A 12,786-nucleotide genomic window follows, 5' to 3' on the forward strand; every position below is an offset into this window, starting at 1 on the left:
GTGAGCGAAAGCTACGACCCGGATGGTTAAGAACCCGTTAAGTGCTTGTGAGGAATCCGTTGATCGGCAAATTCCTTAAGGAAAATTGGGAATACCCCTGGGCCTGCTGTAGTCCAGTGACTGAACGTTCTGAAAGCGACATGGATGTGTCGGAAAACACTGTTGAACAGTCGTTCATCCTTGGCTAAGGTGGCCCCACGTTCCTTCGGACTAATCCGTAGGACTTTCCGTCATTCGGATGAGGCCCTTGCATGCGTTATTCGTCGCTTGTGGACAGGATGGTCGGACCCGGCGTTGCCGCCTGGGACATTCACTACGCCGCCATCGCCGCCCAGCGCGCCGGTCGCGACGTGATAGTGCTGAGCGTGGGCGACCCCGATTTCGCCACCCCGGAATTCATCACCGAAGCCGCCGTCACCTCGCTGCGTGGCGGCGATACGCACTACAGCGACGTGGCCGGCAAGCCGGCGTTGCGCCAGGCCATCGCCGAGCTGCACCAGCGACGATGCGGGCAGGCCGTGACGGCGGAGAACGTCATCGTCGTCGCCGGCGCGCAGAACGGTCTGTTCGCCGCCGCCATGTGCCTGCTGGAGAAGGGCGACGAGGTCGTCACCTTCGATCCGGTCTACGTCACCTACGAAGCCACGCTGAAGTCCACCGGCGCCGTGCTGGTGGGCGTGCCGACCCGCCCGGACAACGGCTTCCGCCCGGTGGCCGCCGACATCGCCGCAGCGATCACCCCGCGCACCAAGGCGATCTTCCTCGCCAACCCGAACAATCCCACCGGCGTCGTACTGAACCGCGACGAACTGCTGGCCATTGCCGAACTGGCCCGGGCCCATGACCTCTGGGTGGTGGTGGACGAGGTCTACGAAGGCCTGACCTTCGAGCGCGAGCACCAGAGCTTCGCCGCGCTGCCGGGGATGGCCGAGCGCACCCTGAGCATCGGCAGCCTGTCGAAATCCCACGCCATGACCGGCTGGCGCACCGGCTGGATAGTCGCCGAGAAGACCCTGGTCGGGCACCTGGAAAACCTTGCGCTGAACATGTTCTACGGGCTGCCGGGCTTTATCCAGGAGGCGGCCCTGGTGGCGGTGCAGCGTCACGACGAGGTGGTGGTGGAGATGCGCGAGATCTACCGCCGCCGCCGCGACCTGGTAGTCGCCGCGCTGAGCGATTGCCCGCGGGTGAAGGTGCTGTCGCCCGAGGCCGGCATGTTCGTCATGGTCGACGTGCGCGACACCGGGCTGAGCTCGCTGGACTTCTCCTGGCAGCTGTTCCATGCCACCGGCGTGTCGGTACTCGACGCTGCGGCCTTCGGCCCGCAGGCGGAAGGCTTCGTACGCCTGTCCTTCGGGCTGAGCGACGAGAGCATGGCGGAGGCCTGTGCGCGGATCATCCGCTTCGTCGAGTCGCTGCCGGCATCCTCGGGTCGCGTAGGAGCGGACTCCGTCCGCGATGTCCCTCGTGCCGATGCCGATCGCGGACGGAGTCCGCTCCTACAAGAGCCGGTCGTTGCCTCGAAACCGGTGATCGAAGTCCGCGATATCCACAAGCGCTTCGGCGATTTCGAGGTGCTCAAGGGCGTGTCGCTGTCGGCCCGCGAAGGCGAAGTGATCTCGCTGATCGGCGCCAGCGGCTCGGGCAAGAGCACCCTGCTGCGCTGCATCAACATGCTGGAGATTCCCAACCAGGGCTCGGTCACCGTCAGCGGCGAGACCATCGCGCTGGCGCAGAACCGCCACGGCGAGCCGATGGTGGCCGACCAGAAACAGCTCACGCGCATCCGCTCGCAGCTGGGCATGGTGTTCCAGAGCTTCAACCTGTGGCCGCACCGCACCGTGCTGGAAAACCTGATCGAGGCGCCGACCTTCGTCCTCCATGAGAGCAAGGCCGAAGCCCGTGAGCGCGCCGAGGCGCTGCTGGAGCGGGTCGGCCTGGCGGAGAAGCGCCATGAATACCCGGCGTTTCTGTCCGGCGGCCAGCAGCAGCGCGTGGCCATCGCGCGGGCGCTGGCGGTACGGCCTAAAGTGATGCTGTTCGACGAGCCGACCTCGGCGCTGGACCCGGAGCTGGTGGGCGAAGTGCTGAAGGTGATCCGTTCGCTGGCCGAGGAGGGGCGGACCATGATCCTGGTCACCCACGAGATGGCCTTCGCCCGCGATGTGTCCAGTCATGTGGCGTTCCTGCACAAGGGCCTGATCGAGGAGGAGGGCACCGCCGAGGAGGTCTTCTCGCGGCCGCGCAGCGAACGCTGCCGGCAGTTCGTCAACGCGCACCAGAATCGCTGACCGATGCCGCGCTGACGGCGCATCGATGAGCGTGACCCAACACTAAATAAAACAAAGCAGGGGATCACGATGAGCAAGAAAGGTCTGTGCAATCTGATGGTGGGGGCGGCAATGCTGCTGGCCGGCGTGGCAAGCGCCCAGGCCGAGACGCTGCGCTTCGCCCTGGCCGCCGAACCCTATCCGCCGTTCTCGCAGAAGCAGCCCGATGGCAGCTGGGTCGGCTTCGAGCCGGACCTGATCCGCAAGGTCTGCGCCGAGATGAAGGCTACCTGCGAGATCGACGAAGTGGCCTGGGACGGCATCATCCCGGCGCTGCTGGCGAAGAAGATCGACGTGATCTTCAACTCCCTGTCGATCACCGATGAGCGCGAGAAGCAGATCGCCTTCAGCCGCCCCTACTACGACACCCCCGTGGCCGTCGCCGCGCCGCAGGCGGTGGACGTGCAGATCACCCCCGAGGGCCTCAAGGGCAAGGCCATCGGCGTGCAGATCTCCACCGTCAGCTCCAACTACCTGAAGAAGTACTACGAGAAGATCGCCGACGTGCGCTACTACGACACCCAGGACTCGGTGAACGCCGACCTGGTGGCCGGGCGCATCGACCTGATGATGGCCGACGGCATCGCCGTGGCGTCCTTCGTCAAGTCGCCGGACGCCCAGGCGGCCGGCATCGTCAACAAGGGCGAGGTGAAGTACGACCCGCTGTTCGGTCGCGGCGTCGGTGCCGGCCTGCGCAAGGGCGATACCGAGTTGAAGGCAAAGCTCGACGACGCCATCGGCAAGCTGCTCGCCAGCGAGGACTACAAGGCACTGTCGGACAAGTACTTCGGCATGAGTGTCGCGCCCAAGCAGTGATCCTGGCTTGAGCTGGACCCGTGCCCGCGGCGGGCACGGGGTGACCCTGAGCCTCCCTTCCTGGAGACGGCCATGCAAAGCATCTTCGACCTGATCGGTTTCGGCCCAACGGGCTGGGGCCCGGCCCTGCTCAAGGGCCTGCTGGTCACCCTGCAGATTTCCGTGGGCGCCTTCCTGGTCGGCCTGCTCATCGGCCTGGCTGCGGCCAGCGCCAAGATCAACGGCCCACGCCCGTTGGCCATGCTCGCCCGTGGCTACACCACGCTGTGCCGGGCGGTGCCGGAACTGCTGCTGATCCTGCTGCTGTTCTACGTCGGCTCCATGGGCCTGAACCAGTTCTTCGAGTGGCTGGGCTACGGCCAGGTGAAGCTCAACGGCATGATGGTGGCCATCGTCGTGCTCGGCCTGGTGCAGGGCGCCTACGCCTCGGAGATCTTCCGCGGCGCCATCCAGTCGATTCCCTATGGCCAGATCGAGGCGGCGCGCGCCTACGGCATGCACGGCTTCGGCCTGTTCCGCCGGGTGACCCTGCCGATGATGGCGCCCAACGCCCTGGCCGGGATGGCCAACCTGTGGGTCAACCTGATCAAGGACAGTGCGCTGATCAGCGTGGTGGGCACCAACGAGCTGCTCTACACCGCCAAGCAGGCGGCCGGCTCGACCCGTCACTACCTGACCTTCTACCTCACCGCGGCGGCGCTGTATTACGTGCTCACCGTGCTTTCCAACCTGTTCTCCGGCTACCTGGAGCGGCGCTTCCGCCGCTGGATTCCGGCGGTCTGAGCGAGGCACGGCAATGAACGAACACTGGTTATTCGTCTACGGTGCCCTGCTGCTCAAGGGCCTGGGCACCACCCTGGTGATCCTGCTGATTTCCGCCACGCTGGGCTTCGTGCTGGCGCTGGGCGTGGCGCTGGCGCGGATGTCGCGCAATTTCCTGGTCTCGCGCCTGGCGCTGGCTTACACCAGCGTGATCCGCGGTACGCCACTGCTGGTGCAGATCTACATCTTCTACTACGGCCTGGGCAGCCTGTTCGCGCAGTTCCCGCTGATCCGCGGCAGCTTCCTCTGGCCGTACCTGCGTGATGGCTTCTGGTACATCGTCATCGCGCTGATCCTCTCGGTCGGCGCCTATGTCGGCGAGGTGGTGCGCGGCGGCCTGAAGGCCGTGCCGCGCGGCGAGCTGGAAGCGGCGGCGGCGTTCGGCATGAACCGCAAGCTGGTGCTGTATCGCGTGTGGCTGCCGCGGGCGATCCGCCTGCTGCTGCCGACCCTGGCGGGGGAGAGCGTGATGCTGCTCAAGTCCACCGCGCTGGCTTCCACCATCGCCGTGGTCGACCTGCTCGGCGCGGCCAACGTGGTGCGCGCGCAGACCTTCCAGGTCTACCAGCCGCTGCTGCTGGTGGCGGCGATCTACATCTGCCTGACCTTCATCATCGAGGCGCTGTTCGCGCTGCTGGAGCGCACCACGCCGGTCCGTCGCGAGACGACCAAGCCGGTGCAGCGCTCCTGGTTCGGCAAGCGGCGGGCAAGAACGGCGGTTTGAACATTCTCGGCGCGCCTGACGATCTGGCAAGCCAGCGCTGGATCAGGCAGGTGTCGCCCGAAGAGCGGCGTTTGCGCCGGTCTTCGGGCATCTGAGAGCGGCGCCCAACGACATCCAGCCGACGCGCAGCAGATTGTTGCCACACTTCAGGCGTAGGCGCCGCGACGAAGTCCCTCGACCCAGCAGCGGCTGAGTTCCAGGCCGTCGGCGGCGCTGAAGGTCGCGGGGTTCAGGCACCACTCCAGCCACAGGCCGTCGAGCATGGCGGAGAGGCCGATGGCGGCCAGGCGCGGACGCGCCACGCTGAAGCCTTCGGCGCTGGCGAGTTCGCTGATGAGTTTTTCGAGGATGGCGAGGTAGCTGTGGTAGCCGCGCTCGTGGGCCTGGTTCACCGGCGGCGAGTGGCGGATCAGGCTCCAGAACACCACCCAGGGGCTGAGCAGGTCCGGGTCCAGCACCTGGGGCGAGAAGGAGCCGGTGAGGAAGGCTTCCATGCGTGCGGCAGGGTCGTCGCCGACCGCGTCGACCTGCTGGTAGAGCGCCTGGGTGACCTCGCTGGCGAGGGTTTCGTAGGCCTGCGCGACCAGTGCGTCGATGCTGCCGAAATGGTGGTTGACCAGGCCCACGGCGACACCGGCTTCCCTGGCGATGCGGCGCACCGAGATGCCCGCGTGGCCATCGGCGATCAGGCACTTGAGGCAGGCGCGGACCAGGTGGTCGCGGCGTTCCTCGGAGGTGGCGCGCTGGGCTTTCTGGCGGGGGATATCCAAGGGGCGGTGTCCTGTGTTGCGTGGTGCCGTCAGCCGGCGAACGGTTTCGATACTAGGAGGCGCCGCGGAAGATTTCCACGGGCCTTTTGGCTAGAGAGCAGACAGAGACCAGACAGAGGAGAGAGGGCGGATGATCAGCGACGTATCCTTCAGTGTGCCGGGCGACTCCGGCAGTGAGCTGCGTGTTCATGCCTGGCGCATCAATGGCGGCAAACCGGGGCCGAAGGTGCACCTGCAGGCCGGTGTGCACGCCGATGAGATTGCCGGCATGCTGGTGCTCCACGAGCTGCTGCCGCGCCTGCGCGAGGCTGCCGAGCGCGGCGCTCTCAACGGTACGGTGACGGTGGTGCCGCAGGCCAATCCGATCGGCATCGGGCAGTTCCGCCAGGGGCGGATTCTCGGCCGCAACCACGACTCCACCTCGCGCAACTTCAACCGGGGTTTCATCGCCTCGGCGGCTGCCAGTGGCACCCTCGACAACCTCACCTTGTGGCAGAAGCGCGTGGCCGAACTGGCAGCGCCGGCGGACATCGTGCTGGACCTGCACACCGACGACGAGGCGCTGCAGTACGTCTACGTCCACGAGTGCTTCTGGCCCGCCGCGCAGGACCTGGCAGCGGCGTTGCGCGCGGAGCTGGCGATCATCTGGGAAGGCGATGGCGATGGCGCTTTCGAAGAGGTGGTGATCGCGCCGTGGCTGGCCGAGCAGCGTTTCGATGGACGCCTGGTGGCGACGGTCGAACTGCGCGGCCAGGGCGACGTCAGCGATGCGCTGGCGCAGCAGGATGCCGACGGCCTGTATCGCTTCCTCGGTGCTCGCGGTGTCGTCACCGACGCGGGCGAGTTGCCGCAATGGAAGGGCGTCGCCACGCCCATGGGCTTCATGGAAACCGTGTTCGCCCCGGCCGCCGGCGTGCTGGTATTCGAGCGCGAACTGGGCGAGTGGATCGAGGCGGGCGAGCGCTTCGGCCGCATCGTCTCGCGCCCCGGCGATGCCAGCAGCGAGCACATCCTGCGCGCCCCGCAGGCCGGCCTGCTCGCCACGCGCTACCGCGACCGCCTGATCCCCCAGGGCGCCATCGCCGCCAAGCTGACCGGCAGCACTACCTCCAGCACCTGGAGCTCCGGCGCGCTCGATCCGTGATGGGCTGTTGCATTTCGTAGGAGCGGACTCTGTCCGCGATAGGTCCGCATCGCGCCGGAGGCCAATCGCGGACGGAGTCCGCTCCTACGCAAAGGGCTCCATCGGCGCAACCGCCGAAGGTGGTGCAAACAAAAACGTCCGCACAAGGCGGGCGTTGTTCGCGAGCGGCGAGCTCAGTCTGGTAGGGCGCATAACGCGTCAGCGTTATCCGCCGTGCAGATGGGTCGGCGGATAACCTGTTCCAGGTTATCCGCCCTACGGACTGAATCCCGTAGGAGCGGACTCTGTCCGCGATAGGTCCGCATCGCGCTGGAGGCCAATCGCGGACGGAGTCCGCTCCTACGCAAAGGAAGACGTCGGCGCACGAGTCGAGGGTGGTATCAACAAAAACGCCCGCACAAGGCGGGCGTTTTTCGTGAGCGGCGAACTCAGTGGTGTTCGCGGGTGGCGCGGAAGGTGACGTCCGGCCAGCGCTCTTCCATCAGGCTCAGGTTGACGCGGGTCGGGGCCAGGTAGGTGAGGTGGCCGCCGCCGTCCACGGAGAGGTTCTCGAAGGCCTTGTCCTTGAACTCCTTGAGCTTCTTCTCGTCCTTGCACTCGATCCAGCGCGCGGACCAGACGTTGATCTGCTCGTAGGCGCACTCGACCTTGTATTCCTCCTTCAGGCGGCTGGCGACGACGTCGAACTGCAGCACGCCGACGGCGCCGAGGATGATGTCGTTGTTGCGCTCGGGGAAGAAGACTTGCGTCGCGCCTTCCTCGGCCAGTTCCTGCAGGCCCTGGCGCAGCTGCTTGGACTTCAGCGGGTCCTTCAGGCGCACGCGGCGGAACAGTTCCGGGGCGAAGTGCGGGATGCCGGTGAAACCCAGCGCCTCGCCTTCGGTGAAGGTGTCGCCGATCTGGATGGTGCCGTGGTTGTGCAGGCCGATGATGTCGCCGGCGAAGGCCTCTTCCAGCTGCTCACGCTCGCTGGAGAAGAAGGTCAGCGCGTCGGCGATCTTCACGTCCTTGCCCAGGCGCACGTGGCGCATCTTCATGCCCTTCTCGTACTTGCCCGAGCAGATGCGCATGAAGGCGATGCGGTCGCGGTGCTTGGGGTCCATGTTCGCCTGGATCTTGAACACGAAGCCGGAGAATTTCTCCTCGGTCGGCGCCACGGTGCGCTCGTGGGCGCCGCGCTCCAGCGGTTGCGGGGCCCAGTCGACGATGCAGTCGAGCACCTGGTCGACGCCGAAGTTGCCCAGCGCGGTACCGAAGAACACCGGGGTCATCTCGCCCTTGAGGAAGGCGTCCTTGTCGAACTCGTGGCAGGCGCCCTGCACCAGTTCCAGCTCTTCGAGGAAGTTGTCGTAGAGGTCGCCCAGGTGCGCGCGCGCCTCGTCCGAGTCGAGCTTGTCGATGACCTTCGTCTCGATGCGCTCGTGGCCGTGGCCCGGCACGTAGACGATGATCTTGTCCTGGGCGAGGTGGTACACGCCCTTGAAGTCCTTGTAGCAGCCGATCGGCCAGGTGATCGGCGCGGCCTTGATCTTCAGCACCGCCTCGATCTCGTCGAGCAGCTCGATGGGGTCGCGGATGTCGCGGTCGAGTTTGTTGATGAAGCTGACGATGGGCGTGTCGCGCAGCCGGCAGACTTCCATCAGGGCGATGGTGCGCGGCTCTACACCCTTGCCGCCGTCGAGGACCATCAATGCCGAGTCCACCGCGGTCAGGGTGCGGTAGGTGTCTTCGGAGAAGTCTTCGTGGCCGGGGGTGTCGAGCAGGTTGATCATGTGCTCGCGGTAGGGGAACTGCATCACCGAGGTGGTGATGGAGATGCCGCGCTGCTTCTCCATCTCCATCCAGTCGGAGGTGGCGTGGCGGTCGGACTTGCGCGACTTCACGGTACCGGCGACGGCGATCGCCTTGCCCATCAGCAGGAGCTTCTCGGTAATGGTGGTCTTACCGGCGTCGGGGTGGGAAATGATCGCGAACGTGCGGCGCTTCGCGACTTCGGCGGCTTGGATGCTCATGGATGGGTGCCTGGTCGATTCGGTGAAGACGGGCGGCGAGCGGCCCGAAAAGCGCGGGATTATAGCGTAAAGCGCAGCGTCGCCGGCAGACCCGGCGACGCAAGGCGCTTGGCCCTGGCAGGGGCCGTCAGTGGTCGCTGTCGGCGACCGGCTCGGCGCCCTTGTAGAGACGGCGTACCAGCGGGCCGATGGACAGGCCCTGGAGCAGGATCGACACCAGCACCACCACGTAGGTCAGGCTGAGGATCAGGTCGCGCTGCTCGCCCAGCGGCAGGGACAGCGCCAGGGCCACCGAGACGCCGCCGCGCAGGCCGCCCCAGACGAGGATGCGGATGGTGCCGGCGGGTACCTGGCGGCGGCCGTTCTCGGTCTGCCGCAGTACGAGGATGGCCGGGGCCACGGTGAGCAGGCGCGAGACCAGCACCGCGCCGCCGAGGACGAAGGCGGCCACCACGTGCAGCCAGTTGAACGGCAGCAGGAGCAGTTCCAGGCCGATCAGGGCGAACAGCAGGGCGTTGAGGATCTCGTCGATCAGCTCCCAGAACTTGTCGATGTAGCGCCGCGTCTCGTCGGACATGGCGTACTGCCGCGCCTGGTTGCCGATGATCAGGCCGGCCACCACCATGGCGATCGGCGCCGACACGTGCAGCCGTGCCGCCAGCGCCGCGCCGCCGATCACCAGGGCCAGGGTGAGCATGACTTCCACCTGGTACTGGTCGATGCCGCGCATCATCAGGAACACCCCGTAGCCCAGCGCCGCGCCGAACAGGATGCCGCCGATGGCCTCCTGCACGAACAGCCAGGCGATGGTGGTGGCGGTGGGCGTCTCGCCGGCCAGCAGGATGCCCAGCAGGATGGTGAACACCACCACGGCAGTGCCGTCGTTGAACAGCGACTCGCCGACGATGGTGGTGGCCAGCGGCTTGGGCGCGCCGGCGGACTTGAGGATGCCCAGCACCGCGATGGGGTCGGTGGGCGAGATCAGCGCGCCGAACAGCAGGCAGTAGATGAAGTCCACGTGCCAGCCGAAGAGGGCGAAGGTGTAGTAGGCCAGGTAGCCGATCACGGTGGTGGCGATCAGCACGCCGAAGGTGGCCAGCAGGCCGATGGGCCATTTGTAGTTGCGCAGGTCGGACAGGTTCACGTGCAGGGCGCCGGCGAACAGCAGGGCGGGCAGGAACCAGGTCATCAGCACGTCGGAGAAGTCGATGCGGCTGATCATCTGCTGCATCTCGACCTCCAGCACCGGATAGCCGATCAGCGACATGCCCTGGGCAACGAAGGAAAACACCAGGGCGGTGGCCATCACGCCAATGGTCGGCGGCAGGCGGATGAAGCGGTAGTTGACGTAGGTGAGCAGGGTGGTCAGCGCGATGAACGCTGCGGCCAGATCAAGCATGGCGATGTATCTCCGTGGTAGGCAAGACGCCGGCCCCGAGTGACCTATCCATGGGTCGGGGGCACGCGAAAGGAATCCGATGATAACCGCTGAGCGTCATCGCCGGGCGCATTCGGCGTTGGGCAAGTCGCGAACGGTGATGGTTCAGTCGGTTCAGCGGTTTTTTTGAAAAAAATTCTCTCGGCCCTAGCCCCCGGACCATGGGGGCTACGGGCGAATGCGGCGCTGCGCGATGGCAGAAGGATGGCAATTTTATTGAACGCAACGGCACGCGAAGGGGTCCATCCCTTCGCGACGACAATCCGCCTGCCATTTGCAAGTGCTTGATTCTGGTCGCGTTTAATTGCGGTCCCAACTAGCTTTCTGGACGGGGCCGAGCGTCAAGTGAGCGTGGCGATGCCAGTCGTCGCGCACCCGAAGGGAGTCCCCCAACCATGGTGAAGACCACCACGGGCAAGGCCCTGTTCGGCGTCTGCTTTGCAGTCGTTGTGCTGGCTTTGCTGATCCACTGGATCACCCCCGCCACCCTGTGGCAGTACCGCGAAGACCTGCTGTTCTATCTGCAGGCGCACCTGTTCCTGGTGTTCGTGTCCATGCTGGCCGCCGTTGCGGTCGGTATCCCCGCCGGCATCCTGCTCAGCCGTCCGGCCCTGCAGGGCCAGGCCGAGCGCCTGATGCAGGTGTTCAACGTCGGCAACACCATCCCGCCGCTGGCCGTGCTGGCCATCGCCCTGGCGATCGTCGGGATCGGCAACGGCCCGGCGATCCTCGCGCTGTTCCTCGCCTCGCTGTTGCCCATCGTGCGCAACACCTACGAAGGCCTGCGCGCTGTGCCGGCCTCGCTCAAGGAAGCGGCCACCGGCATCGGCATGACCCCGCGCCAGGTGCTCTGGCGCGTCGAACTGCCCAATGCGGTGCCGCTGATAATGGGCGGCGTGCGCATCGCCCTGGCGCTGAACGTCGGTTCCGCGCCGCTGGCCTTCCTGATCGGCGCCAACAGCCTGGGCAGCCTGATCTTCCCCGGCATCGCCCTGGACGACCAATCCAAGCTGCTGCTCGGCGCCGTGTGCACCGCGCTGCTGGCGCTGGTGCTCGATGGCCTGGTGGTGCTGTTCAGCCGCACCGTGCTGGAACGGGGGCTGACGCAATGAAAGGAATTCTTATGAAACCTCTGCTGGGCGCGCTGGGCCTGCTGCTCGCCGCCGCCACGGGAGCTGCGCACGCGGCCGACGTGATCCGCATCGGCGGCAAGCCGTTCACCGAGCAGCGCATCCTCACCGCCATCACCGCGCAGTACCTGCAGAGCAAGGGCTACGAGGTGAAGGTCACCAACGGCCTGGGCAGCACGCTGGCGCGCAGCGCCCAGCAGAGCGGCCAGCTGGACCTGGTGTGGGAGTACACCGGCTCGTCGCTGATCGTCTACAACAAGGTCAAGGACAAGCTCGACGCCCAGCAGTCGCTGGCGAAAGTCCGCGAGCTGGACGGCAAGAAGGGCCTGGTCTGGCCCAAGCCGGCGCCGTTCAACAACACCTATGCCCTGGCGATGCCCGAGGAGCAGGCCGACAAGCTCGGCGTGCGTACCCTGAGCGACCTGGCGCGGGTGATGAAGGAGCAGGGCGACAGGAAGACCCACCTGTTCGCCATGGACCCGGAATTCGCCGGGCGCCCCGACGGCCTCGGCCCGATGAGCGAGCTGTACGGCTTCCACTTCACCCGCGACGACGTGCGGCAGATGGATGCCGGGCTGGTCTACACCGCGCTGAAGAATCGCCAGGTGTTCGTCGGCCTCGTCTACACCACCGACGGCCGCCTGAAGGACTTCAAGCTGCGCGTGCTGGAAGACGACAAGCACTTCTTCCCCTTCTACAACGCCGCCCCGGTGCTGCGCGCCGACGCGCTGCAGAAGCACCCGGAACTCAAGACCCTGTTCGAGCCGATCTCCGACCTGCTCGACGACAAGACCATGCAGGCACTCAACGCCCAGGTCGACATCGAGCAGGAGCCGCCGCAGCGCGTGGCGCAGAAGTTCCTGCGCGAGCACAAGCTGCTCGGCGACAAGGCCCAGTCCGCCAACGATCAGGCAACCGGGGAGGACAACTGACATGGACTTCATGACCGTGATCTCCCGCCTGGACTGGGTCCAGGTCGGGCAACTGACCCTGCAGCACCTGATGCTGGTGTCCATCGCCGTGGGCCTGGCCATCGTCGTCGGCGTGCCGCTGGGCGTGCTGATGACCCGCTTCAAGTGGCTGGCCGGCCCGCTGCAGGGCGCCGCCACCGTGGTGCTGACCATCCCCTCCATCGCCCTGTTCGGCCTGATGCTGCCGCTCTACTCGAAGATCGGCCAGGGCCTCGGCCCGCTGCCGGCGATTACCGCGGTGTTCCTCTATTCGCTGCTGCCGATCCTGCGCAACACCTACCTGGCGCTGACCAACGTCGAGCCCGGCATCCGCGAAGCCGGCAAGGGCATCGGCATGACCTTCTGGCAGCGCCTGCGGATGGTCGACATCCCCATTGCCGTGCCGGTGATCCTCGCCGGCGTACGCACCGCCGTGGTGATGAACATCGGCGTGATGACCATCGCCGCCGTCATCGGCGCTGGCGGCCTGGGCGTGCTCATCCTCAATTCCATCAGCCAATCCAACATGCCCATGCTGGTGGTCGGCGCCGTGCTGGTGAGCCTTCTGGCCATCGCCGCCGACCTGCTGCTGCAGTGGTTGCAGCGTGCGCTCACCCCGAAGGGCCTGCGCCCGCAGACAGGAGACTGAA

The 12,786-nt window shown here is 66.3% G+C and carries 11 protein-coding genes; 8 read left to right on the plus strand and 3 right to left on the minus strand.

Annotation, left to right across the window (positions count from 1 at the left end; translation table 11 throughout):
* Nucleotides 1-251 precede the first annotated feature (251 nt).
* From HNP46_RS36055 to HNP46_RS11320, 4 genes are all read left to right on the plus strand, one after another.
* Nucleotides 252-2,291, plus strand: coding sequence for an aminotransferase class I/II-fold pyridoxal phosphate-dependent enzyme (locus HNP46_RS36055; RefSeq protein WP_184588849.1), 2,040 nt, complete (start codon nt 252-254; stop codon nt 2,289-2,291).
* 69 nt (nt 2,292-2,360) lie between these two features.
* Entirely contained in the window at nt 2,361-3,146 is a 786-nt protein-coding gene (locus tag HNP46_RS11310) for a transporter substrate-binding domain-containing protein (RefSeq protein WP_184588851.1), read from the plus strand.
* A 72-nt stretch (nt 3,147-3,218) separates the two neighbouring features.
* The gene (locus HNP46_RS11315) at nt 3,219-3,929 is read left to right on the plus strand and encodes an ABC transporter permease (RefSeq protein WP_184588853.1); all 711 of its coding nucleotides are present in this window, start codon (nt 3,219-3,221) and stop codon (nt 3,927-3,929) included.
* 13 nt (nt 3,930-3,942) lie between these two features.
* On the plus strand, nt 3,943-4,692 hold the full coding sequence (locus HNP46_RS11320; RefSeq protein WP_184588855.1) for an ABC transporter permease: 750 nt from the start codon (nt 3,943-3,945) through the stop codon (nt 4,690-4,692).
* A gap of 146 nt (nt 4,693-4,838) precedes the next feature.
* Here the strand turns inward: HNP46_RS11320 and HNP46_RS11325 are convergent, their stop codons facing one another.
* Complete coding sequence (locus HNP46_RS11325; protein ID WP_184588858.1) at nt 4,839-5,462, minus strand: TetR/AcrR family transcriptional regulator; 624 nt, start codon at nt 5,460-5,462, stop codon at nt 4,839-4,841.
* Between the two features lie 130 nt (nt 5,463-5,592).
* On the opposite strand from HNP46_RS11325, the gene HNP46_RS11330 reads away from it, so the two are divergent.
* Nucleotides 5,593-6,606 carry a succinylglutamate desuccinylase/aspartoacylase domain-containing protein gene (locus tag HNP46_RS11330; RefSeq protein ID WP_184588860.1) on the plus strand — a complete coding sequence of 338 codons (1,014 nt, stop codon included), beginning with the start codon at nt 5,593-5,595 and terminating at the stop codon, nt 6,604-6,606.
* A gap of 428 nt (nt 6,607-7,034) precedes the next feature.
* Here HNP46_RS11330 and HNP46_RS11335 read toward each other — a convergent pair whose 3' ends face one another.
* Together HNP46_RS11335 and HNP46_RS11340 are read right to left on the minus strand one after the other, a co-directional pair.
* Complete coding sequence (locus HNP46_RS11335) at nt 7,035-8,618, minus strand: peptide chain release factor 3 (RefSeq protein ID WP_184588862.1); 1,584 nt, start codon at nt 8,616-8,618, stop codon at nt 7,035-7,037.
* 127 nt (nt 8,619-8,745) lie between these two features.
* Nucleotides 8,746-10,017 (minus strand): cation:proton antiporter, encoded by a 1,272-nt coding sequence (locus HNP46_RS11340; protein WP_184588864.1) that lies wholly within the window; start codon nt 10,015-10,017, stop codon nt 8,746-8,748.
* A gap of 434 nt (nt 10,018-10,451) precedes the next feature.
* On the opposite strand from HNP46_RS11340, the gene HNP46_RS11345 reads away from it, so the two are divergent.
* From HNP46_RS11345 to HNP46_RS11355, 3 genes are read left to right on the plus strand one after another with little or no spacing between them, the layout of a single operon-like run.
* Nucleotides 10,452-11,168 (plus strand): ABC transporter permease, encoded by a 717-nt coding sequence (locus HNP46_RS11345; RefSeq protein ID WP_184588866.1) that lies wholly within the window; start codon nt 10,452-10,454, stop codon nt 11,166-11,168.
* 11 nt (nt 11,169-11,179) lie between these two features.
* Nucleotides 11,180-12,118: a glycine betaine ABC transporter substrate-binding protein gene (locus HNP46_RS11350; RefSeq protein ID WP_184588868.1), complete on the plus strand. Its 939-nt coding sequence runs from the start codon at nt 11,180-11,182 to the stop codon at nt 12,116-12,118.
* Between the two features lies 1 nt (nt 12,119).
* Nucleotides 12,120-12,785 (plus strand): ABC transporter permease, encoded by a 666-nt coding sequence (locus tag HNP46_RS11355; RefSeq protein ID WP_024765896.1) that lies wholly within the window; start codon nt 12,120-12,122, stop codon nt 12,783-12,785.
* Nucleotide 12,786: the final 1 nt, after the last annotated feature.

Source organism: Pseudomonas nitroreducens (assembly GCF_014204515.1).
Lineage (GTDB): Bacteria > Pseudomonadota > Gammaproteobacteria > Pseudomonadales > Pseudomonadaceae > Pseudomonas > Pseudomonas nitritireducens_A.

Excerpts from the sequence above, each read along its gene's own strand:
- HNP46_RS36055 (WP_184588849.1), top strand. The coding sequence starts at position 252 with ATGCGTTATTCGTCGCTTGTGGACAGGATGGTCGGACCCGGCGTTGCC.
- HNP46_RS11310 (WP_184588851.1), top strand. The coding sequence starts at position 2,361 with ATGAGCAAGAAAGGTCTGTGCAATCTGATGGTGGGGGCGGCAATGCTG.
- HNP46_RS11345 (WP_184588866.1), top strand. The coding sequence starts at position 10,452 with ATGGTGAAGACCACCACGGGCAAGGCCCTGTTCGGCGTCTGCTTTGCA.
- HNP46_RS11320 (WP_184588855.1), top strand. The coding sequence starts at position 3,943 with ATGAACGAACACTGGTTATTCGTCTACGGTGCCCTGCTGCTCAAGGGC.
- HNP46_RS11335 (WP_184588862.1), bottom strand. The coding sequence starts at position 8,618 with ATGAGCATCCAAGCCGCCGAAGTCGCGAAGCGCCGCACGTTCGCGATC.
- HNP46_RS11350 (WP_184588868.1), top strand. The coding sequence starts at position 11,180 with ATGAAACCTCTGCTGGGCGCGCTGGGCCTGCTGCTCGCCGCCGCCACG.
- HNP46_RS11340 (WP_184588864.1), bottom strand. The coding sequence starts at position 10,017 with ATGCTTGATCTGGCCGCAGCGTTCATCGCGCTGACCACCCTGCTCACC.
- HNP46_RS11355 (WP_024765896.1), top strand. The coding sequence starts at position 12,120 with ATGGACTTCATGACCGTGATCTCCCGCCTGGACTGGGTCCAGGTCGGG.
- HNP46_RS11315 (WP_184588853.1), top strand. The coding sequence starts at position 3,219 with ATGCAAAGCATCTTCGACCTGATCGGTTTCGGCCCAACGGGCTGGGGC.
- HNP46_RS11330 (WP_184588860.1), top strand. The coding sequence starts at position 5,593 with ATGATCAGCGACGTATCCTTCAGTGTGCCGGGCGACTCCGGCAGTGAG.